The sequence below is a fragment of the Streptomyces sp. NPDC014861 genome (genome assembly GCF_043081625.1).
In the GTDB taxonomy this organism is placed as follows: Bacteria; Actinomycetota; Actinomycetes; order Streptomycetales; family Streptomycetaceae; genus Streptomyces.
In genome coordinates, this window is the sequence record NZ_JBIBWV010000006.1 from 108,551 (window position 1) to 127,383 (window position 18,833).

At 71.7% G+C, this 18,833-nt stretch carries 13 protein-coding genes and 1 tRNA gene; 7 read left to right on the forward strand and 7 right to left on the reverse strand.

The window, feature by feature from the left end:
* Positions 1–29 precede the first annotated feature (29 nt).
* A complete protein-coding gene (locus ACF1BN_RS14895) occupies positions 30–2,651 on the forward strand; it encodes a bifunctional FO biosynthesis protein CofGH (protein WP_392332024.1) in 2,622 nt (873 codons plus the stop codon).
* Between the two features lie 22 nt (positions 2,652–2,673).
* Here ACF1BN_RS14895 and ACF1BN_RS14900 read toward each other — a convergent pair whose 3' ends face one another.
* A complete protein-coding gene (locus ACF1BN_RS14900; protein ID WP_392332025.1) occupies positions 2,674–3,735 on the reverse strand; it encodes a tyrosine-protein phosphatase in 1,062 nt (353 codons plus the stop codon).
* Positions 3,736–3,904: 169 nt separating this feature from the next.
* Here ACF1BN_RS14900 and ACF1BN_RS14905 point away from each other — a divergent pair, with 169 nt between their 5' ends.
* A complete protein-coding gene (locus ACF1BN_RS14905; RefSeq protein WP_392332026.1) occupies positions 3,905–4,999 on the forward strand; it encodes an ADP-ribosylglycohydrolase family protein in 1,095 nt (364 codons plus the stop codon).
* Positions 5,000–5,189: 190 nt separating this feature from the next.
* Here ACF1BN_RS14905 and ACF1BN_RS14910 read toward each other — a convergent pair whose 3' ends face one another.
* Positions 5,190–5,975, reverse strand: coding sequence for an SDR family oxidoreductase (locus tag ACF1BN_RS14910; protein ID WP_392332027.1), 786 nt, complete (start codon positions 5,973–5,975; stop codon positions 5,190–5,192).
* An 82-nt stretch (positions 5,976–6,057) separates the two neighbouring features.
* Between ACF1BN_RS14910 and ACF1BN_RS14915 the strand changes: the two genes are divergently transcribed.
* Positions 6,058–6,909, forward strand: coding sequence for a hypothetical protein (locus ACF1BN_RS14915; RefSeq protein WP_392332028.1), 852 nt, complete (start codon positions 6,058–6,060; stop codon positions 6,907–6,909).
* Positions 6,910–7,105: 196 nt separating this feature from the next.
* On the opposite strand, the gene ACF1BN_RS14920 is transcribed toward ACF1BN_RS14915, so the two are convergent.
* From ACF1BN_RS14920 to ACF1BN_RS14930, 3 genes are all read right to left on the reverse strand, one after another.
* Positions 7,106–7,306, reverse strand: a complete 201-nt coding sequence (locus tag ACF1BN_RS14920) for a DUF397 domain-containing protein (protein ID WP_392332029.1) — start codon at positions 7,304–7,306, stop codon at positions 7,106–7,108.
* A gap of 309 nt (positions 7,307–7,615) precedes the next feature.
* Entirely contained in the window at positions 7,616–8,476 is an 861-nt protein-coding gene (locus tag ACF1BN_RS14925) for a helix-turn-helix domain-containing protein (protein WP_392332030.1), read from the reverse strand.
* Between the two features lie 420 nt (positions 8,477–8,896).
* Positions 8,897–9,604, reverse strand: coding sequence for a GPP34 family phosphoprotein (locus tag ACF1BN_RS14930; protein ID WP_392332031.1), 708 nt, complete (start codon positions 9,602–9,604; stop codon positions 8,897–8,899).
* 162 nt (positions 9,605–9,766) lie between these two features.
* Between ACF1BN_RS14930 and ACF1BN_RS14935 the strand changes: the two genes are divergently transcribed.
* The 3 genes from ACF1BN_RS14935 to lepB all read left to right on the forward strand — a co-directional run bounded on the left by ACF1BN_RS14935 (position 9,767) and on the right by lepB (position 15,726).
* On the forward strand, positions 9,767–12,427 hold the full coding sequence (locus ACF1BN_RS14935; protein ID WP_392332032.1) for a serine hydrolase: 2,661 nt from the start codon (positions 9,767–9,769) through the stop codon (positions 12,425–12,427).
* A gap of 744 nt (positions 12,428–13,171) precedes the next feature.
* The gene (locus ACF1BN_RS14940; protein WP_392332033.1) at positions 13,172–14,860 is read left to right on the forward strand and encodes an MFS transporter; all 1,689 of its coding nucleotides are present in this window, start codon (positions 13,172–13,174) and stop codon (positions 14,858–14,860) included.
* 89 nt (positions 14,861–14,949) lie between these two features.
* A complete protein-coding gene (lepB, locus tag ACF1BN_RS14945) occupies positions 14,950–15,726 on the forward strand; it encodes a signal peptidase I (RefSeq protein ID WP_392332034.1) in 777 nt (258 codons plus the stop codon).
* Between the two features lie 51 nt (positions 15,727–15,777).
* Here lepB and ACF1BN_RS14950 read toward each other — a convergent pair whose 3' ends face one another.
* Positions 15,778–16,164, reverse strand: coding sequence for a hypothetical protein (locus ACF1BN_RS14950; protein WP_392332035.1), 387 nt, complete (start codon positions 16,162–16,164; stop codon positions 15,778–15,780).
* Positions 16,165–16,437: 273 nt separating this feature from the next.
* Positions 16,438–16,503: transfer RNA gene (locus tag ACF1BN_RS14955), tRNA-Arg, on the reverse strand.
* A gap of 1,000 nt (positions 16,504–17,503) precedes the next feature.
* On the opposite strand from ACF1BN_RS14955, the gene ACF1BN_RS14960 reads away from it, so the two are divergent.
* Entirely contained in the window at positions 17,504–18,469 is a 966-nt protein-coding gene (locus ACF1BN_RS14960) for a hypothetical protein (protein WP_392332036.1), read from the forward strand.
* Positions 18,470–18,833 lie beyond the last annotated feature (364 nt).

The window sequence follows — 18,833 nt, forward strand, 5'->3', positions numbered from 1 at the left end:
CGCGCGGGCCGCGCTCGTATGCTCGTGGGATGACGGACCAGCAGGTGGGCGACCGGGACCAGGGGCAGGGCGACGGGCAGAGCGGGGCGGCCCCGACCAGGAACGCGATGCGGCGGGCGCTGCGGCGGGCCAGGGACGGCGTCGCGCTCGACGTCGGCGAGGCGGCCGTGCTGCTGCGGGCGCGCGGGGAGGACCTGGCGGAGCTCGTGGCCGTCGCGGGGCGGGTCCGGGACGCCGGGCTCGAAGCCGCCGGGCGGCCGGGAGTGATCACGTACTCGAAGAGCGTGTTCATACCTCTCACCCGTCTCTGCCGGGACAAGTGCCACTACTGCACCTTCGTGACCGTGCCGGGGAAGCTGCGGCGCGAGGGCCACGGCATGTTCCTGTCGCCGGACGAGGTGCTGGACATCGCGCGCAAGGGCGCCGCGCTCGGCTGCAAGGAAGCCCTGATCACCCTCGGCGACAAGCCGGAGGACCGGTGGCCCGAGGCGCGCGAGTGGCTGGACGCGCACGGCTACGACGACACGCTCGCCTACGTACGGGCCATGTCGGTGCGGATCCTGGAGGAGACCGGGCTCCTGCCGCACCTCAACCCGGGCGTGCTGTCCTGGACGGACTTCCAGCGGCTGAAGCCGGTGGCCCCGTCCATGGGCATGATGCTGGAGACCACCGCCACCCGGCTCTGGTCCGAGCCCGGCGGCCCGCACTTCGGCTCCCCGGACAAGGAGCCGGCCGTCCGGCTGCGGGTCCTGGAGGACGCGGGCCGCTCCTCCGTCCCCTTCACCTCGGGGCTGCTCCTCGGCATCGGGGAGACCTACGAGGAGCGGGCGGAGTCGCTGTTCGCGCTGCGGCGCGTCGCGCGGGCGTACCACGGCATCCAGGAACTGATCATCCAGAACTTCCGGGCCAAGCCGGACACGGCGATGCGCTCGATGCCGGACGCCGAACTCGACGACCTGGTCGCGGCCGTCGCCGTCGCCCGCCTCATCATGGGCCCGTCCGCCTGCCTCCAGGCGCCGCCGAACCTGGTGGACGCCGAGTACGAGCGGCTGATCGCCGCCGGCGTCGACGACTGGGGCGGGGTCTCCCCGCTCACCATCGACCACGTCAACCCCGAGCGGCCCTGGCCCCGGATCGACGAGCTCGCCGAGCGCTCCGCCGCCGCCGGCTTCGAGCTGCGCGAACGGCTCTGCGTCTACCCGGAGTTCGTCCTGCGGGGCGAGCCGTGGCTGGACCCGCGGATCGTGCCGCACGTCCGCGCCCTCGCCGACCCGGAGACCGGCCTCGCGAACCCGGACGCGGTGGTCTGCGGCCTGCCGTGGCAGGAGCCGGACGAGGCGTTCACGTCCACCGGCCGCACCGACCTCCACACGGCCGTCGACACCGAGGGCCGCACCGGCGACCGGCGGGCCGACTTCGACGAGGTGTACGGCGACTGGGAGGCGCTGCGGGAGGCCGCCGCCCCCGGCATGGTCCCGGAGCGGATCGACGCCGACGTCCGCGAGGCGCTCCGGGTCGCCGCCGACGACCCGGAGCGGCTCACCGACCCGCAGGCCCTCGCCCTCCTCCACGCCGAGGGACCGGCGCTCGACGCGCTCTGCGCGGTCGCGGACGACGTGCGGAAGTCGGTCTCCGGCGACGAGGTGACGTACATCGTCACCCGGAACATCAACTTCACCAACGTCTGCTACACCGGCTGCCGCTTCTGCGCCTTCGCCCAGCGCCGCACCGACGCCGACGCGTACACCCTCTCCCTCGACCAGGTCGCCGACCGCGCCCGGCAGGCGTGGGACGTCGGCGCGGTCGAGGTCTGCATGCAGGGCGGCATCCACCCCGACCTGCCCGGCACCGCCTACTTCGACATCGCACGGGCGGTGAAGGAGCGCGTCCCCGGCATGCACGTGCACGCCTTCTCGCCCATGGAGGTCGTCAACGGCGCCACCCGCACCGGCCTGTCGATCCGCGAGTGGCTGACGGCGGCGAAGGAGGCGGGCCTCGACTCGATCCCCGGCACCGCCGCCGAGATCCTCGACGACGAGGTCCGCTGGGTGCTGACGAAGGGCAAGCTGCCCACCGCCACCTGGATCGAGGTGGTCACCACCGCGCACGAGCTGGGCATCCGCTCGTCCTCGACGATGATGTACGGGCACGTGGACCAGCCCCGGCACTGGCTCGGGCACCTGCGCACCCTGGCCTCGATCCAGCGGCGGACCGGTGGCTTCACGGAGTTCGTGACGCTCCCCTTCATCCACACCAACGCGCCCGTCTACCTCGCGGGCATCGCCCGCCCGGGCCCGACCGTCCGGGACAACCGCGCGGTGACGGCGATGGCCCGGCTCCTGCTCCACCCCCACATCCCCAACATCCAGACCAGCTGGGTGAAGCTGGGCGCGGAGGGCGCGGCGGAGATGCTGCGCTCGGGCGCGAACGACCTCGGCGGGACGCTGATGGAGGAGACCATCTCGCGCATGGCGGGGTCGAGTTACGGCTCGTACCGCTCGATCCGGGACCTGGAGGCGATCGCCGAGGCCGCCGGCCGCCCCTCCCGCCCCCGCACCACCCTCTACGGCGAGGTCCCGGCCGAGCGCCAGGCGGCCGCCCGCGCCTCGGACGGTCACCTGCCGGAGCTGCTGCCGGTGATCGAGGGCTGAGGGGCGTCACCCGGCGCGGGCCTCAGCCCACGAGCAGGCGGCGCTGGAGCGTCCTCAGCTCGTGGGCGTCGAGGTCGACGCCCTTGCGCAGGTAGGCGCGGAAGGAGCCGAACTCCCGCTCGACCTCGTCGAGGGAGGCGTTGAGGTACTGCGGGCGCACGTCGAGGAGCGGCTTGTAGACGGCGGCCTGCGCCGGCGGGAGGTGGGAGAGGACGGCCTCGTTGGCGGCGGCCCGGTAGGTGTTGCTGGCGAGGTAGTCGGCCATGACCGTCTCCTCGGGGACGCCGAGGGCGGTGAGCAGCGCGGCCTCGGCCCAGCCGGTGCGGTCCTTGCCGGCGGTGCAGTGGAAGAGGACGCCGTCCCTGTCGGACAGTTCGTCGAGGACGGTGGCGTACGCGGTCCTCGCCGTGTCCCCGCTCACCATGAAGCGGTTGCCCTCCACCATCATCGCCTCCGCCTCCGCCGGGGTCCTCGGCATCGCGGTGAAGGTGCCGCTGCCGGCGAGGACGTCGGCGACGACGTGCCGCGCGCCGGCCGGGACGCGGTCCGGTGCGGCGGTCCGCTCGGACTCCATGCGCAGGTCGAGGACGGTACGGACGCCGAGACGGCGGAGCGTGGCGAGGTCGGCGTCGGTGAGCTTGTCGAGGGCGTCGGAGCGGTAGACCTCGCCCATCCGGACCCACTGCCCGTCGCGGGTGCGGTAGCCGCCCGCGTCGCGGAGGTTGGCCGTGCCCTGGAGCCGGATCAGCCGGTCGGCGAGGCGGAGCGGCGTGCCGCGGTCGGGCACCAGGTCGAACCAGTGCCGGTCGGCCGCCGCCCGGGTCGGGACGGTGACCGTGCCGGTCGCGCCGCCGCGGGCGACGGTGCGGCCCTCGGAGCGGATGGTGACGGTACGGGTGCCGGGCGCGGTCCAGGTGACGGTGGAGGTGCCGTCGGCGTGGTCGGTGACGGTCGCGGCGGTGAAGGGCACCCGGTGGGCGTCGCGCCCGGGGGCGTGCGCGGCGGCGGCGGGGGTGCCGAGGCCCAGGAGGAGGGCGGCGGCGAGGGCCGCGGAGGAGTACTTGACTCGTGTCACGGGGGTCATGCGGCGGATGGTTCAGGCCAACCGCGAACCGCGGGTGAACTGTGGTCAAAAGCGGCCTGAAGGGCGTCCGATCACATAAGGTTCCGACCCCCGAACGCACACACCCGGTCGATTACAGTGCTGCGGAGACCGGTGAGAGAACGGGACCTCGGACGGGGGAGGGCACGTCGTGACCACCACTGCCGCGGCCGTGTGGGGCCGCACCGAACAGCAGGACTTCCGCTCGCGCGTGCGCGGGTGTCTGCTCGGCGCCGCCGTCGGCGACGCGTTCGGCGCGGGCGTGCACGAGCGGACACTGGACGAGATCCGTACGGCGCACGGCGAGGCGGGCCTCCTGGAACCCCCGGACGGCGCCCTGCCCGTCACCGCCGCCACCCAGATGAGCCTCTTCACCGTCGACGGCCTCATCCGCGCCCACGTCCGCCGCGACAGCGGCGTCTGGCACCCGCCCACCGAGGTCCACCGCGCCCAGCTGCGCTGGGCCGCCACCCAGCGCGACTGGGGCCCGGACGAGCGGCGCCACGACAACGGCTGGCTGGGCCGCGAGGAGTGGCTGTACGCCCGCCGGCGACCGCCCCGCGCCTGCCTCACCGGACTCGGCGACGAGCGCCTCGGCACCCTGGACCGGCCGAAGAACCCGGACGCCGGCGACTCCGGCGCGCTCGCCCGCTCCGCCCCCTTCGGCCTGCTCGTCGGCTGGGAGCCCGCGCTCGTCTGCCAGCTGGCCGTCGAGTGCGCCGCCCAGACACACGGCGCCCCGGCCGCCACGCTCGCCGCCGGCGCGCTCGCCGTCACCGTCCACGGCGTCGCCCGCGGCGCCTCCGTCGAGGCCGCCGCCGGTACGGCCCTGGGCCTGCTGGCCGCCCGCCCCGGCCACGAGCCGGTCACCGAGGCCGTCACCCGCGCGCTCGCCGCCGTACGCGAGGGCGTGCCGGACGCGGACCGCGTCACGGCCCTCGGCGCCGACGAGGACCGCGCGGAGGGCCAGCTGGCCGCCGCCCTCTACTGCGCCCTCGTCGGCGAGGACGTCCGCCACGGGCTGCGCCTCGCCGCCCACCACGACGGCCCCTCCGCCGTCACCGCCGCCGTCACCGGCGCGCTCCTCGGCGCCCAGCACGGCGAGACGGCCCTCCCGCCGTCCTGGCTGGCGGCGCTCGAAGGCCGCGGCACGATCCTCGAACTCTCCGACGACCTGGCCCTCGAACTCACCCAGGCCGCCACCCTCCACACCCCTACCTGGCACGCCCGGTACCCGACCCCCTGACGCGGGGGAGGGGAGGGGGAGGGGGAGGGGCGTGGGTCTGCGTACCAGGGCGGGTGTGTGTACCGGGGCATGGGTCTGCGTACCGGGGCGAGGGGTCTGTGTACCGGGGCGCGGGTGTGTGTACCGGGGCGAGGGGTCTGCGTACCGGGGCGCGGGCGCTCGTACAGTCCCACCGCCCCGCCCCGAGGGGTCAGCGCATCAGTTCGCCCGCGTTGACCAGCAGCGACTGCCCCGTGATCGCCCGCGCCCGCGGAGACGCGAGGAAGGCGACCGCGTCGGCGACGTCCCCGTCCGTCGCCAGGTCCGGCAGCGCCGTCCGCGAGGTGAGCCGGGCGAGCACCTCCGCCTCGTCCACCCCCTCCGCCTGGGCGGTGAAGCGGACGAAGGCCTCGACCGGCGGCCCCCACATCCACCCCGGCAGCACCGTGTTGACCCGGATCCGCTCGGGCCCCAGCTCCCGCGCCAGCGAGTACATCGCTGAGGTCAGAGCCCCCTTCGACGCGGCGTACGCGGCCTGCTGCACCTGTGTCGGCGCGGCGACGGCCGACTGTGTGCCGATGAAGACGACGGACCCGCCGCCCCCCGCCCGCAGCGCCGGCAGGCACGCCCGGGTCATCCGCAGCGTGCCGAGCAGGTTGACGTCCAGGACCCCTTGCCAGGTGGCGAAGTCCGCGTCGGCGAGCCCGCCGAAGTACGAGTCCCAGGCCGCGACCTGCACGACCGCGTCGATGCCACCGAAGCGCTCGACGGCGAGCGCGGCCAGCGCCGCGCACCGCGCCTCGTCGGTGATGTCGGTGGCGAGGTGCGCGGTGCGCGTCCCGCCCGGGTCGATCGCCGCCGCGGTCTTCACCAGGTTCGCCCCGGTGCGGGCGCCGAGGACCGCGTTGCCCCCGTCGCGTACCACCGCCTCCGCGACCCGGTGACCGAGTCCGGTCCCGACGCCCGACACGACGACCGTCTTCCCCTGGAGCAGCATCCGAGTGCCTCCCGCCTCTGGCCACATATCTGACGGTCCGTCAGAGTAGGTGCCCCGAGCCGCACTGGGAAGGGAGACGGCGATGAGCAGTGAACGACCGGCCGACGCGTACGGGGAGTTGGCCGCCACCGGCCCGTACGGGATCCGCCCCGGCCACGCCCTGATCACGATGGTGGAGCCGCATCCGGGCCACGAGTACGCGTACAACCGCTGGTACGAGGACGACCACTACTACGCCGGTGCGATGGCGATGCCCTGGATGTTCGCGGGCCGCCGCTGGGTCGCCACCCGTGACCTCCAGGAGCTGCGGACGCCCGAGAAGTCCGCCGTCGCGCAGCCGGTGACCGCCGGCTGCTACCTCTCCACGTACTGGATCACCGACGGCCGCTACGACGAGCACATGAAGTGGACCGTCGCCATCAACAAGCGGCTCAACCGCGACGCCCGCGTCTACCACGACCGCACCCACGTCTTCACGTCGTTCCAGGACCACGAGACGACCGTGTACCGGGACGGCGCGGCCGGCCCGCGCGACTTCCACGCGCTGGACCACCCCTACGCGGGCCTGATCCTCCAGGTCGTGGACTGCGCCGGCCCGGCCGAGCGCGCCGCCCTCCTGGAGCGCCTCGCCGCCCGTGAGCTCCCGCGCCGGCTCGCCGGCTCCCCGGCGGCGATGGTGACCGTCTTCCGTCCGACGCCGCTGCCCGGCGACCGCATGACGTACGTGAAGCAGGTGGAGGGCATCGACACCCGGCTCACCCTGCTCTGGTTCCTGGAGCGGGACCCGCGCGACTGCTGGGCCGGACACTTCGCGGACCTCGGCGACCTCGGCGGGCTCGGCGGTCTCGCGGGCGACGCGGGGCGGGTGGAGCTGGTGGCGCCGTTCGTCCCCACGGTCCCGGGGACGGACCTGTACGTGGACCGGCTGAGGTGACGGACCCGCCGCGGCCTCGGCCCCGGGTCGACTCCGGGTCGGTCCCGGGCCGTGGTGCGGGTTCGCGTCCGGGCCGTGGTGCGGGTTCGCGCCTGGGTCCGCGTCCCGGTCCCGGACATGAGCGAGCCCTCTCGGCCAGGACGGCGGACCGGACGAGAGGGCGGCGCTACGCGTGGTTCGTGCGGGGCTGCGAGGCTCAGAGGGCCTCGTTGCTCACCTGGCCGACGAAGGCGTTCCACGAGCCCGGTCCGAAAGAGAGCGACGGACCCTCGGGAGCCTTGGAGTCGCGGACCGCGATGGCGGCGAGGACCGGGGACTTCACCTCGACGCACGCGCCGTTGCCGCCGGAGTAGGAGGACTTGGTCCAGTTGTCGTTGGCACCCTGGATGATGGCCATGATGTGGTCAGCTCCGGTTCTGCCCGCTGGGGCGTGAGAGTCGGTGCCGGCGTGATCTCCACCGGCCTGATCGACGCTACTCGCCGGTCCCGAGCGACGGGACCGGCGTTCACACGACCGGGTGGCATATTCCAACTGAGCTTCCGTCAGGCTGAGTCGGGGGTGTACGGTATCCGCCCCCAGTGGTTCAGACCTGTCCGGCCCGACCCGCCCGACCGGTCCCTGGCCGGCCGGAGCGGCTGGCCTGACCAGCCCGAGCGGCCCGCCGGAACGGCCTGGCCCGTCCGTCCGCCCCGGGTGCCGGGGCCGTCAGCCCCGGGTGTACGTCTTCGCGATGTCGGCCACGAACTCCCGCGTCTGCTCCACGCCCAGCGCCTGCGCCCGCAGGTGCTCGTACATGAAGCTGTACTTCGACACGTCCGGCCCCTTCTCCAGGTACAGGTCGCTCGTCACGCCCTCGATGTAGACGACGCTGGAGTCGGAGGCGTCGGGGAACTCCAGGATCGAGTACTGGCCGCTGATGCCCGGGTGCGCGCCCGTGTCGAAGGGCAGCACCTGCACGGTGACGTGCGGCAGGTGCGACTGCTCGACCAGGTGCTCCAACTGCTCGATCATCACCTGCCGGTTGCCGACGACCCGGCGCAGCGCGGCCTCGTCGATGACCGCCCACAGGCGCAGCGGGCGCTCGTCGTCGCGGATCCGGTCCTGGCGGCGGGTGCGGACGGTGGCGCGCTTCTCGATGTCGGCCGGCGTCGACTCGGGGAGCGCGCCGGAGATGACGGCGGTGGCGTACGCGCGGGTCTGGAGCAGGCCGGGGATGATCTGCGGCTCGTAGACGCGCAGGCTCTGCGCGTCGGTCTCCAGCCCGATGTAGACGCTGTACGGGATGTCCCCGAAGGCGTGCCACCAGCCCTGCTGCCGGGAGTCCTTGGCCATCTGCATGAGGGAGTTGACCATGGCCTCGTCCTCGACCTCGTACACCCCGCACAGGTCGCGCACATCGCGCTGGCTGATGGAGCGGCGGCCGTTCTCGAGGCGGCTGATCTTGGACTGGGAGACGAGGAGGCGCTCGGCGACCTGCTCGGCCGTCATGCCCTTGCCCTCGCGGAGCTTGCGCAGCTCCTGGCCCAATCGGCGTCGCCTGACGGTGGGGTTGACACTGGACGCCACGGAAACTGCACCTCCGGCTGCTGTCTGCGATGCGTAGCTGTGAGTATCTACTGCTTGGCAGACTGCCACCAAAGGTGTGGCGTGCGCTGGGAAAACCCGACAACGCTCGTGCGGGCGCGCGAATGTGGTGCGCTTGTGCCGCCCATGCCCGGGGCCGCGCCGCCCGGGATCCCCGGGGGGACCCTGAGGGGTGATCAGGGTGATCAGGGGTGATCAGGGTCTTCGGGGTCCGGGGTGTCGTGGACGTCCGGGGTGTTCTGGGCGTTCGGGGTGTGCCGTGGGTGTGCGGGACGCGCGGTGGCGCCCCGCACACCCACGTGCGGCTCCCGGATCGGTACGTGGGTGCCCGTGGTGCGGCGGTACGGGTCGTGCGTGCTGCGGGTGTTGCGTGACGCGGTCGTACGGTTCCGCGCGTCCGCCTCAGTGGGCGGCGGCGCGGGCCATGTTGCCGCGCGGCTGGGCGGGAACGCCCGGACCGCCCGGACCGCTTCGGCGCGGCTGTGCCGCCGCGCCGTTCTGGACGTCCATCACGGCGTGCGCCACGAGGCCGCCCATCGGGTCGTGCCGGATCAGGTCGCGCAGCCGGGACCGCGACGACCGACCTTCGTTGCCGGGGTACAGGTGCTTGCCGAGACCGACCGCGTGGGCCAGCGCGGCGAGCGCCGCGGTCCGCGGGTCCGGCGGTACGCCGGTGCGGATCGCACTGTCCAGCCGGGCCCTGATCTCCCGGCTGATCGCCGTCTCCGTCGCCTGGTAGCGAGTCGTCGGCAGCACCCCGCACATCTGGCCCTCCACGGCATGCACCATGCCGCATCGCTCCAGATGCGAGAGATATGTCTGGCGAAGCCCCAGTCGGGGTCCGCCTATCCAGTGGACGGCCCGGACCGGACTGCCGCGCCTGCGCAGCAGTTCCAGTGCGGAGTCCAGAGTCGGATCTCCGGTCGGCCGTGGCATCACCACGGCGATACGATCCCCGTCAGGGGCTATCCGTCCTGCCAGAGCCAGCTCCACTAGCTGTGCTCCGGCAAGGCCCAGATCGAGCGACTGCGGCTGCGCTGTGGTACCCGTGGCCGGGTCCAGAGCGAGCAGCAGAAGCTCCTCCGGAATGGTTCTGCGGCTCCTGCCCATCCATGCCTCCCCGCGTGGATGAATGACAGGGTGACCCCTCTCACATTCATCTGTCGAGAGTGCCTGGGTGGTTCGTCCGGGAACCAGTAGGTATGTCGTTCTCGTCTAGCACGGGAGCCAAGGGGTTCACACAGGACACTGGTAGACGGTTCGGACGTACGTATGACGCATGGAGGAGGCACGGTGGCGGGCGAGTCCCCCGACAGGGCGGAGCAGCAGGGGTCGTCGGAGGGGAAGACGACAGCGGCGACGCCGTCGGTTGCGTCCCCCGACTCCCCGGCGTCCGCGGTGTCCGCGCCGGATCGGGTGGACCAGCCGACGGCGGTCTTCAAGACCCTGGCGCCGCGCACCCCCGAGGACGACGCGGAGAAGCCCGCGGGGTCGTCCGCGGGGAAGTCCGTCGGGACGTCCGGGAAGCCGGCCGGGGAGGAACGTTCGGCCGGGGGGCCGGAGGAGGAGTCGGGCGACTCCGCGTCCGAGCCGGAGGGCGACCGTCTGAAGCAGGCCGTGGCGGCGTGGGTCGCGACGTCGGCGGCGGACGAGGCCGGGGCTGAGGCCGAGGCCGACGGCAGGGCCTACGGCAGGACCGACGCCGGGGACGCCTCCGGGGACGCGTCTGACTCCTCCGAGGCCTCCGACGCCTCCGGTGACGAGGGCGCTGAGGCTTCTGGGGCATCCGGGACGCGCGAGACGCGCGAGGCTGTCGCGGCGCACGAGGCGGCTGAGGCACGCGAGACGACTGGGGCCCGCGAGGCGGCCGAGAAGCCCGTGGCGGCCACCGAGCCCGCCGACGAGCCCTCGGCGGCCCCTGCGGCGCCCGTGGAGGCCCCGAAGGCGCAGGAGCCGTCCTGGTTCGCCGCCAAGAAGGCGGCGGAGCCGGAGACGGGCCCCTCGAAGCCCGAGACCGACACCCCCCGGCCCGCGTCCACCCCCGCCCCGGCGTCCACCCCCGCCCCGGCGTCCACCCCCGCCCCGGCGTCCACCCCCGCCCCGGCGTCCGATTCCGCCCCGGCATCCGAGCCGAAGGCCGCCACGCCGAAGCCCAGGGCGGCCGAGGAGCCGGTCGACCAGCCCACCACCATGTTCCGGGCCGTCCGCCCGCCGGCCGCGCCCGCCGTGGACCAGCCGACGACCGCGCTCAAGCTGCCGGTCGACCCGGCCGCCCCGGCCCGCCTCGAAGGCCCCGACTCCGACAGCGAGCGGACGAGCACCTTCGTACCGCTGCGCCCGGACATCCCGGCCGACCGCAAGCCGACCGGCGCCGACGCGTCCAAGGCCGACCGGGCGCCGGCCGCCACCAGGCCGGCCGCTCAGGGCACGCCTGCCGCGCAGACCGAGCCGGGCAGCCAGTCCAAGTCGGCCACGCAGGCGAAGCCGGGCACCCAGGCCAAGCCGGGCACCCGGGCCACCCCGACCACCTCGACCACCCCGACCGCTCCGGCCTCGGCGAAGGCGGAGGGCCCCGTCACCGCCCCCACGCCCGCGCCCCTCCCCTCGCTCGGGGAGCCGGAGCGGACGCGGCAGCAGCCGCTTCCGCCGCTGCCCCCGCTCGACCTGCTGGCCGAGCTGACGAACACCCCGCCCCCGCCGCCGAACGCCATGCGCACGACCATGCGCCGGATCCGGATCTGGACCCCGCTGGTCCTGCTCCTCCTGATCGTCTTTGCGATCGTGCAGATGGTCCGGCCGCTTCCGGCACCCGCGCTGCAGCTCTCCGGCTCACCGACGTACACCTTCGACGGCGGCGCGCTCCAGATGCCGTGGCCCGGCGAGGGCCAGGGCGCGGTGGAGGTCGAGGGCGTCGGTTCCATGGGTACGTACGGGGCGCAGAAGCCGGCCCCGATCGCCTCCGTGACGAAGACGATGACCGCGTACGTGATCCTCCGCGACCACCCGATCAAGGGGAAGCAGGGGGGTCCCGAGATCACCATCGACAAGAAGGCCGCCGACCAGGCGAAGGCGGCCCACGAGTCGACGGCGGCCGTCAAGGAGAACCAGGTCTACACGGAGAAGGAGCTGCTCCAGCTCCTGATGATCCCGTCGGCCAACAACGTGGCCCGGCTCCTCGCGCGCTGGGACGCGGGTTCGGAGCAGGCGTTCGTCGACAAGATGAACGCGGCCGCCAAGGACCTGGGCATGACCCAGACCCGCTACACCGACCCGTCCGGCCTGCTCGACTCGACCGTCTCGACCCCGAAGGACCAGCTGAAGCTGGCGAAGGCGGTCATGCAGTTCGAGGTGTTCCGCGAGATCGTGGACATGCCGAACGCGACCATCGAGGGCGTCGGCTACATCGAGAACAACAACAGCCGGCTCCTGCTCAAGTCGGGTGTGAGCGGCATCAAGACCGGCTCCTCCACCCCCGCCGGCGGCAACCTGCTCTGGTCCGCCAACACGATCGTCGACGGCAAGAACCGTCGCATCCTCGGCATCGTGATGGGCGCGCAGAACGCCGAGCGGCTCGGCCAGAAGCTGGAGCTGTCGCTGGACTACAGCTACGAGCTGATCAAGAAGGCGCAGGAGGGCGTGACCTCGGCCGTCGTGGTGAAGAAGGGCCAGGTCGTCGGCCACGTCGACGACGGCCTGGGCGGCCGGACTCCGGTCGTGGCGACGAAGGAGATCAAGGCGGTCGGCTGGCCGGGCCTCAAGGTCAAGCTGGCGCTGACCGACGGCGGCAAGGCCGTCCCGCACTCCGGCAAGGCCGGGGACGTCATCGGCACGGTCTCGATCGGCGAGGGCACCGGCAAGGTCAGCGCCCCCGTGGCGCTCGGCTCCGACCTGGTGGAGCCCGGCTTCGACAAGAAGCTCACGCGGGTGAGCTGACGCGGCTGCCCGCCCCGGTCAGGACCACCCTGACCGGGGCGACAGGCCCCCGGCCGGAGCGACGGACCGAGAGCCGGCCGCCGCTCCCGACCGTCAGACGCACGCCAAGACCGCCAGGCGCACGCCGAGACCGTCAGACGCACGCCAAGACCGTCAGACGCACGCCAAGACCGCCAGGCACATGCCAAGCGCAACGGCCCGGTCGCCCGGTCGCCCGCCGATCGACGGGTGCGTCGGCGGGTGCACCGATCCGTGGGCGCCCCGGACGTCCGGGGCGCGCTGCTGTTAGCGTCTTCGGGGGACGAGACGCGACACGCGGAGCCGCGGGCGCGAGACGGGCAGAGGGAAGCAGCACGGGAAAGGGCCGCAGTGACCACCGCCGAGCCGACACGCGCGGGCCGCAACCCGGCCGACGCGCCCCTTTCCGAGCACAATTCCCCCACCGGACCGCCCGCGGGACCACTCGCAGGACAACCCGCGGAACCCGCCGCCGAACCCCCCACCGAGCCACTCACTCCCGGTTCACTTTCGCGAATAGTGCTCCCGAACCAGCGCTCCGCCGCCGAGCGCACCCCGCCCCCGACTCAGGCCCCGGCCCAGGCCCAGACCCCGGCCCGGACCTCGCCGTCAAGCACACCCGCACCCACACCCACGTCCGCATCCGCACCCACGCCGGCCACCGCACTCACGTCCGCACCCCCGTCCCCACCTCCACCGCGACGCCGTAAGCGCCGCTACCCCGTGATGGTGGCGACGGGCGTCGCCGCGCTCCTCCACATCCTGTGGTTCTTCTACTTCGCGAACAGCGGCGGCGACCTCGCGGCCCAGGACGCCTGGGCCGAGTTCGTCGGACGGCACCCGGACTCCGCGTACAACCTGGCCTGGTACGGGGGCATGCACCCGGTCTCGTACAGCGTGGTCTCGCCGTACGTGATGTCGCTGCTCGGCGTGCGCACGACGATGATGATCGCGGGGACGCTCTCCGCCGCCCTGACCGCGCTGATCCTCGTGCGGGTGCCGGCGGTCCGCAACCCCATGGCGTGCTCCCTCGCGGGCGTCTTCGCCTTCCTCTGCAACGCGCTGTCGGGCCGGGTCACCTTCGGGCTCGGCATGATGTTCGCGGTGGGCGCGGTCGCGGCCGTCTTCTGCTGGCCGCACCGCTGGCGCCGCAAGCGGTGGGCGAAGGCCGTCGTGGCGGCGCCGCTCGCCGGGCTCGCGACGGCGTGCAGCCCGGTCGCCGGCCTGTTCCTCGGGGTGGTCGCGGCGGCGCTCTTCCTCAACAAGCGGCGCCCTGGCGCGTACGCGATCGGCCTCGCCCCGGTCGTGGTCGTCGCGCTCTCCTCCTGGCTCTTCCCCTTCTCCGGCACGCAGCCGATGGCCTTCGGCTCGACGGCGCTGCCGCTGCTCTTCGGACTGCTCGTCCTTCTCCTCGTACCGAGGGACTGGCGGACGGTCCGCACCGCCGCCGCCTGCTACACCGTCGGCACCTTCCTGACCTGGCTGATCGACTCGCAGATCGGCTCGAACATCTCGCGGCTCCCGATGCTCTTCGCGGGCGTGGCGCTGCTCGCCGCCCTGCCGTACACCCGCCCGCGCTCGCGCCGCTGGTACGCGCTGGTCGTCGCCTTCCTCGGGCTGAACTTCTGGATCGGCTTCAAGGGCGTCGACGACGTGATCCGCACCCGCCCCGACGCGTCCTGGGCCTTCGAGGTGGCGCCGCTGATCAACCAGCTCCAGGTGCGGGAGGCGCGGAAGGCGCGGGTCGAGGTCGTCCCGGCCTCCAGCCACCGCGAGTCCTCCGCGCTCAGCCCGTACATCAACCTGGCGCGCGGCTGGAACCGGCAGGCGGACATGGAGCGCAACCCGCTCTTCTACGACGACACCCTCAACGCCGTGAACTACCGCGAGTGGCTGCACCGCTGGTCGGTCCGGTACGTCGTCCTCCCGACCGGCGCCCCCGACTCGGGCGCCGAGCAGGAGGCGGAGCTCGTCGCCGAGGGCCTGCCGTACCTGAACCAGGTGTGGGCCGACGCGAACTGGCGGCTGTACGAGGTCGCCGACGCCACCCCGCTCGCCGACGCCCCGGCGGTGGTCGAGCGGGCCGCGGAGAACGAGGTCGTCCTCCACCTCGACCGCCCGGCCCGGGTCAAGATCCGCGTCCCGTACTCGCCGTGGCTGGCGCTGATGGACGAGAACGGCGGCAAGGTGGAGCCCCCGCAGGAGACGGAGGAGTCGAAGCTGGCGCGGGAGGAGTCCGAGACGGAGCTCCCGAAGGTCTTCGCCAACGAGAACGGCTGCCTGGTGAAGGCGGAGCCGGACGAGGAGGGCGACGAGTGGACGGAGCTGATCGCCCCCGAGGCGGGTACGTACCGCCTGGCGGCCCCCTACAAGCTCTTCCCGCGCGGCACGGCCTGCCCGCAGGAACTCCGCTGACGCGCCCGCGGGCCCTGACGGTCACTCATAAGGAGGGTGAACCGGCCTCGGGACTGCGGAGGCACGGCCCGGGGGCCTAGGGTCGACCCATGCGGCAGGAACCAACTGAATCGGGGACGGCGGACGTGACGGACGCGGGAGACGTGGCGACGGAGCAGAGGCCCGAACCCGCGGGCGAGGCCCCGGCGCCCGCCCGCCCTCCGAGGCGCCGCCGCATCTCCCCGTGGGTGGAGTACCCGCTCCTGGCCGCGGTCGCGCTGGTCCTGGCCTTCCTGATCAAGACCTTCCTGGTGCAGGCGTTCCTGATCCCCTCGGGCTCCATGCAGAACACCCTGCAGGAGGACGACCGGGTCCTGGTCGACAAGCTCACCCCCTGGTTCGGCTCGGAGTCCGAACGGGGCGAGGTGGTCGTCTTCCGCGACCCCGCGGACTGGCTGGCCGGCCTGGAGATGAAGCCCCCCACCACCACCCAGAAGGTCCTCGGCTTCGTCGGCCTGATGCCCGCGGCCGGCGAGCAGCACCTGATCAAGCGCGTGATCGGCGTCGCGGGCGACACCGTCGAATGCCAGGGCACGGGCCCGCTCAAGCTCAACGGCCGCCCGCTCGACGAGCCGTACGTCTTCGAGGGCAACACCCCGTGCAGCAACGACGCGGGAGGCCAGTTCAAGGTCACCGTCCCCGCCGGCCACCTCTGGGTCATGGGCGACCACCGCCAGCACTCCCAGGACTCCCGCTACCACCAGAACGACGGCCGAGGCGGCATGGTCCCCCTCACCGACGTGGTGGGCCGAGCCATCGTCGTGGCCTGGCCCGTCCCCCACTGGTCCACCCTCCCGGTCCCCGACACCTTCACCCCCGACAACTGACCCCACCCACACAAAAGGGCACCCACCGAACCGGCGGGTGCCCTCGTGGCTTCAGGCGTTGATGATCTTCTGAACCTCGCGAAGCTTCTCCTCCGCGGTCAGCACCGAGTAGTCGCCACCCACCAGCCCGTCCAGGGCGCCGCGGACGTTGTGGAAGTCGGGGCGCAGCACGGCGTCCAGGACACGGGCACGCTCGCTGCCGTCACGGGTGTACAGCCACACCTGCTGTTCCTTGCGCGGTTCTGTGTTGCACTGAGGATCGAGGACGGCGAGCGGGAAATACCCGAGACCGGAAGCCTCGAGCTTGCGAGCTATGGAGCCCAGAACGTGCTTCCCGAGCCTGTCGAACCCCAGCGTGGCCCGAAGGTGCCCCAAGCTCTCCTGCATCAGTCCGCCCTCGTCCTCACACGCCTCGGCGGTCTCCTGAAGATCGGCCACTACGCCCTCCCCTGGTGTGACATCGGGTGAGGAGTTTATGAGGATCAAGGAAATAAAGTGCGCGGTTTGCGAAGTCTGTTGCTGTCGGCAGCGAAACGATTCGGGGCGTGATGCTCGCAGGCGGCGGCAGTGGAAGTGGGCGCTGTCGTACACCTGCCCGGCGGCGCTCCCTTGGCGCCCTGGCCCGGAGGGCGGCCGTCCCCGACCGCCGCCGCCGATGTCAGCCGAGGATGGCGAAGACCCCCTACCGAGATCGGTAGGGGGTCTTCGCGCTGGTGCCCCCGGCAGGATTCGAACCTGCGACACCCGCTTTAGGAGAGCGGGAGGGTGGCCCCGGGCCTGACCTGCACGGTTGTTGAGCTGACTGGTCCACCACGCAGGCTCCGCAGACACCCCTGGTTCCCCGTGAGTCCCCGCACGATCTGGCACGGATGTGGCACGGGGCCTCTTCGGCCCGCACCAGCCACACTACTTACGCTGCCGAGTCCCCAGAGGGCGTCTCTTCAGCCTGTGGCGGTGCTCCCCTACTCTCCATGACCTGGCCGAAGCTCTTACAGAACTCGGCGAAGCTCCACTGAGCACCGGGGGCCGGCGCAAACGATGCGAACGACCCAACGTGATCACCGCTGACTGCTACATCCAGAGTGCCTTGCTCCCCGATCCGGGCACTCGGACACTCTTGGAGATCCTGGGCGAACGTAGGTCTGGTCTGCCTCCCCTGCCCCATCCAGGCACCCCAGTAGATGGCACGGTCTGTGAGGAAGAGAACGCCCTGCTGAGGGCCATCCCACAGGTTCAACGCGGGCGCAGTAGCGACTTTCCGTTCCTTTGGATCAAGTACCGGCTCCATGCTTTGCCAGTACTCGGCTTGCGCTCTGTCGTGGCGTCGCTGTGCCCACCGTCTCAGCATCGGCATCACACCCCTCCCCTTGGCTGTGCTCAGTATGGGGTCGGCCTGCATCGCTGGCCCTGGGTTCGAGACATGCCGTGTATGGGAACCAAGGTGCCGTTAGGCATGAGCGAGCAAGCACCTCTTCAGGAGTTCGCTCGGACTGCCCTTACTCATCCACGGCTGAGGGCTCCCTTGCTGCTGGCGACCGTCTGTGGCCTGCTGCCTCTACCCCTGTTGAGGCCAGCTGTGGATGTCATCCGCTGGTCAGGGCCTGACCAAAGCAGCGGGTGGGCTGACGCCAGTCGTCTTGCTGTCTCGACTCTCACGAACCCTCCGAAACGGCATACGCGGAGCGGTTCGACGCATACCCTTGCCTCACCCACCGAGTTGGAGGCCCCTGTGATTCTCCGAGAATTCCTGTACGTCGACACGGATAAAGTGCGCGCAATGCTTGCCCAGCTCGACGGCGGAGTTGCGGAAGAATCCCGTCTGACTCAACGCACGGAAAAAAGAACTACTGTCGGGCCTCGCGTGGCCGCCCAGCACTTCCAGGGATCTTCCGGAGAGGAGTACACAAACAAGTCCTTGGGGGACGCCTTGTTCCCTATGCTTGAAGACGCTCTGGAGTCGGAAGGCCTCCTTAGTGATATTTCGGCAGAAGTTTCCGAGATGGAGAAGTGGACCTCTGGTAAGATCAAGCAATCCGTGCCGCCCGGTTCGCTGGTCAGGGTTTCGGCAGTAGGGTCGCTTTTCGACGCGCGATACGTCGCCTCCGCCTTCTCTGCTTTCGCCTCCGTGAATGCCGGGCTGGCGGGTTTGGGCTTTTCTCCCGGCGACGCGCCCTCCGCCCCTTCTGGTGCAAGAGGGAAGCAGGGGCAGGCGAAGGGCAGGTCAGGCAACCAGCCTCGCGCGCCAAAGAGTGCACCCAATGGAGCGTCGGCCGAACTTGAGGATCTGATTCCCGAATTTCCCTCTATCAATGGGGTCGACAGAACCACCCTGCGATCCTTCGTTCAGATTTCCAGAGGAGTGTTCACTCCCGGGCTGCACATTAACCTGACTCCAGCAAAAGACGTACTGATTAGCGCACGCCTCCAAGAGGGTCGGCAGTACCTAGACAGCGAGGCCGATATTCTGCTTGCTCGCTACGGTGCAGAGCCGCAAGAATTTACGATCATGGGAAGCATCGGAAGTTACGGGACGGAGGAAAAGGAGCTACCCGATCAGAACTTCATGAACGATGATGGCGTGATGAGTCGTGGCCTTTTCGCAGAGGTAATGAACTCGCAGATGCGTAGTCTCGGCAGGATTGGCTTTATCGACCTTCCTCAGTACCCGGGATTTTCCTTGATCCCGTTCGCGGTGTATCGATCCATTCCTAGGCGGGGTGGATTCACGCCCGTGCTCCGCTAAGCCTCCGTCACGCGCGCTCAGCATGTACCGCCCCAACTCCCATCCCGTCTGCCGTCGACCCACACACCGTGGAGCAGGCGCGGTGCCGGGCGTCCAGGTGGAGCGCCCAACTGGACGAACGACCTGGACGCCCGGTGCCGTGTCTGCTCGGCTCTGCCTGGGTCGACGGCAGACGGGATGGGAGCCCCCACCGCCACACCCACGGCCGGCACCCGCAGACCGGCCCCCTCCATCCCGGAGCCTGAGCGCCCCCGCCGGAGGCATTGTCTTGAGCCGCGCTCGCGTACCGCCTCGGCCACATCGTGGTTTCGTCACCCATCAACCCAAGCTGTCAGGCGTGCGGCCGGCGGCCGGGCTGGAGCGG

Bases quoted from the DNA above. Each gene is read 5' to 3' on its own strand.
- ACF1BN_RS14895 (WP_392332024.1), top strand. From the start codon at position 30: ATGACGGACCAGCAGGTGGGCGACCGGGACCAGGGGCAGGGCGACGGG.
- ACF1BN_RS14900 (WP_392332025.1), bottom strand. From the start codon at position 3,735: ATGACCCCCGTGACACGAGTCAAGTACTCCTCCGCGGCCCTCGCCGCC.
- ACF1BN_RS14910 (WP_392332027.1), bottom strand. From the start codon at position 5,975: ATGCTGCTCCAGGGGAAGACGGTCGTCGTGTCGGGCGTCGGGACCGGA.
- ACF1BN_RS14915 (WP_392332028.1), top strand. From the start codon at position 6,058: ATGAGCAGTGAACGACCGGCCGACGCGTACGGGGAGTTGGCCGCCACC.
- ACF1BN_RS14920 (WP_392332029.1), bottom strand. From the start codon at position 7,306: ATGGCCATCATCCAGGGTGCCAACGACAACTGGACCAAGTCCTCCTAC.
- ACF1BN_RS14930 (WP_392332031.1), bottom strand. From the start codon at position 9,604: ATGGGCAGGAGCCGCAGAACCATTCCGGAGGAGCTTCTGCTGCTCGCT.
- ACF1BN_RS14935 (WP_392332032.1), top strand. From the start codon at position 9,767: ATGACGCATGGAGGAGGCACGGTGGCGGGCGAGTCCCCCGACAGGGCG.
- ACF1BN_RS14940 (WP_392332033.1), top strand. From the start codon at position 13,172: ATGGTGGCGACGGGCGTCGCCGCGCTCCTCCACATCCTGTGGTTCTTC.
- lepB (WP_392332034.1), top strand. From the start codon at position 14,950: ATGCGGCAGGAACCAACTGAATCGGGGACGGCGGACGTGACGGACGCG.
- ACF1BN_RS14960 (WP_392332036.1), top strand. From the start codon at position 17,504: ATGCTTGCCCAGCTCGACGGCGGAGTTGCGGAAGAATCCCGTCTGACT.